The 2769-nt window shown below is 64.1% G+C and carries 2 protein-coding genes; one reads left to right on the top strand and one right to left on the bottom strand.

Annotation, left to right across the window (positions count from 1 at the left end; translation table 11 throughout):
* On the top strand, positions 1 to 1552 hold a 1552-nt coding region (gene bchE, locus EN939_RS28595; protein ID WP_127271055.1), incomplete at its 5' end, for a magnesium-protoporphyrin IX monomethyl ester anaerobic oxidative cyclase.
* Between the two features lie 8 nt (positions 1553 to 1560).
* Here the strand turns inward: bchE and argB are convergent.
* A complete protein-coding gene (argB, locus tag EN939_RS28590; protein ID WP_013528489.1) occupies positions 1561 to 2454 on the bottom strand; it encodes an acetylglutamate kinase in 894 nt (297 codons plus the stop codon).
* Between the last annotated feature and the right edge of the window lie 315 nt (positions 2455 to 2769).

Genomic DNA, 2769 nt, shown 5'->3' with positions numbered 1-2769 from the left:
CAATCCGCCGCACACCGCCATCGGCAGCCGCGTGCCCGACGATCATTTGCCGCCGCTCGGCCTGCTGGCGATCGGCGGACCGCTGATCGATGCCGGCCATCAGGTGCGGCTCGTCGACGCCGAGTTTGGGCCGATGCCGCTCGATGACGTCGTACGCAACGCACTGGAGGACCACCCCGACTTCGTCCTGATCGGCCATTCCGGCTCGACCTCGGCGCACCCGACCGCCTTGCTGATCGCTGAGCAGATCAAGCAGCGGGAGCCGGCGACCATCATCGTCTATGGCGGCGTTTTCCCGACCTATCATTGGCGCGACATCCTGGCCGCTACCGATGCTTTCGACTTCATCGTGCGCGGCGAGGGCGAGGCGACCGTCGTGGCGCTGGTCGAGGCGCTGGAAATGCACCAGCCGCCGGCGAGCGTGGCCGGCATCGCCTATCGCGACGATCTCAGCCGCCCCTTCGCCACACAGGCGGCCATGACCATTGCCGACCTCGACGCCTACCGCGTCGGTTGGGAGCTGATTGAGCACTCGCGGTACAGTTACTGGGGCGGCAAGCGGGCCGTGGTCATGCAGTTTTCGCGCGGCTGTCCGCATCTGTGCAATTATTGCGGCCAGCGCGGCTTCTGGACCCGCTGGCGGCATCGCGATCCGGTGAAATTCGCCAGGGAGATCGCCTGGCTGCACCGCGAGCACGGCGTCGAGCTGATCAATCTCGCCGACGAGAATCCGACGGTCTCGAAGAAGGCCTGGCGTGCCTTCCTCGACGCCCTTATCGCCGAGAACGTGCCGGTGCTGATCGTCGGTTCGACCCGTGCCGACGACATAGTGCGCGATGCCGACACCCTGCATCTCTACCGCAAGGCCGGCGTCATCCGCTGGCTGCTCGGCATGGAAAACACCGACGAGCAGACGCTTCAATTGATCCGCAAGGGCGGCAGCACATCATCCGACCGCGAGGCGATAAGGCTGCTGCGCCTCAACGGCATCCTGTCGATGGCGACCTGGGTGGCCGGCTTCGAGGACGAAGGGTTCCGCGATCTGTGGCGCGGCTTTCGCCAGCTCATCGCCTATGACCCCGACCAGATCCAGGCGCTCTATGTGACGCCGCATCGCTGGACGCCGTTCTTCCGCATCGCGCGGGATCGCAAGGTGATCCAGCAGGATGCGCGCTTGTGGGATTACAAGCACCAGGTGCTGCAGATGACGCGGCTGAAACCCTGGATGCTGTTCTTCAGCGTCAAGCTGATCGAGCTGGCGGTGCAATCACGGCCGAAGGCGCTGGCCCGCATCCTGTTACACAAGGATCCCGAGCAGCGGCATTCGATGCGCTGGTACACACAGATGGGCCGCCGCGTCTGGTTCCGCGAGGTCTGGGGTTTTCTGGTCCGCGACGTCAGGGTGAAAGACGGCCCGACGCTGGCTGAATTCTGGGGCGCGCCGCAGGACGCCGAGGAGGAATCGATGACGGTTTCACGGCCGGCCAGAAAGCTCGCCATTCCCACCATCGGCAATATTGAAGATTCCGAGGCGAAAAAGTTAGCCGGCTGACGAGCCCCTCAGGGCACGATCAGCGTGCCGGCGCCATGTTCGGTGAACAGTTCCAACAGCACCGCATGCGGCGTCTTGCCGTTGAGGATGACGACGCCTTCGACACCGCGTTCGATCGCTTCGATGCAGGTCTCGACCTTGGGGATCATGCCGCCCGAGACCGTGCCGTCCTTGATCAGCGCCTTGGCCTCGGCCACGGTCAGTTCGTCGATCAGCTTCTTGTTCTTGTCGAGCACACCAGGCACGTCGGTGAGGAACAGCAGGCGCGTCGCCTGGCAGGCGCCGGCAATGGCGCCGGCGAAGGTGTCGGCATTGATGTTGTAGGTGTGGCCGTCGCGCCCTGGCGCCACCGGCGCCAGCACCGGGATCATTTCGGAGCGTGCCAGAAGATCGAGCAAGGTGCGGTCGACCTCGACCGGCTCGCCGACGAAGCCGAGATCGAGCACGCGCTCGATGTTGGAGTCCGGATCGATCATGGTCTTGCGAGCCTTTTCGGCGAAAACCATGTTGCCGTCCTTGCCGCAGAGACCGATCGCCCATTCGCCCTCGGCGTTGATCAGCGCGACGATCTCCTTGTTGATCGAACCGGCCAGCACCATTTCGACGATCTCGACCGTCTTCTGGTCGGTGACGCGCAGGCCGCCCTCGAACTTGGATTCGATGCCCATCTTGGCCAGCATGGCGCCGATCTGCGGGCCGCCGCCATGGACGACGATCGGGTTGACGCCGGACTGCTTGAGCAGCGCGATGTCGCGCGCGAAGGCCTTGCCGAGTTCGATATCGCCCATGGCATGGCCGCCATATTTCACCACGACCGTCTTGTGTTCGTAGCGCTGCATGTAGGGCAGCGCCCGCGACAACAGGGCTGCCTGCATTTCGGCGGTGGCGGTTATTTCCGTCATCGGTTTGGTTCCCGGCTTTTTATTTTAAGCACGTCGTTGTCCCAAAACCCCTGGACACTTTTGGGCGACATGCATCAGGTAAGGACGGCGGCGTCTTAGCGGGAATTGGCGCCGCCCGCAAATGGCTTTGCTGTCATATTCAAGCGCTTCACGACCTCGTCATCGTGTCGGCACCATCAGCGGCGCCCTGCGGTCCAGCCAACCCGAGATCTTCTCCATCTGCGCGGCGAGCGACAAAAGCGTCTCTTCGTCGCCCGGACGGCCGGCCGCCTGGACGCCGAGCGGCAGGCCGGCGTCAGTGACATGGACCGGCAG

Source organism: Mesorhizobium sp. M7A.F.Ca.CA.002.05.1.1 (assembly GCF_003998335.1).
Taxonomy (GTDB): domain Bacteria; phylum Pseudomonadota; class Alphaproteobacteria; order Rhizobiales; family Rhizobiaceae; genus Mesorhizobium.
Note: the sequence above shows the minus strand (reverse complement) of the source record. Positions and strands in the feature narration are given on the sequence as shown.

Coding starts and splice junctions, on each gene's coding strand:
- argB (WP_013528489.1), bottom strand. CDS start 2,454: ATGACGGAAATAACCGCCACCGCCGAAATGCAGGCAGCCCTGTTGTCG.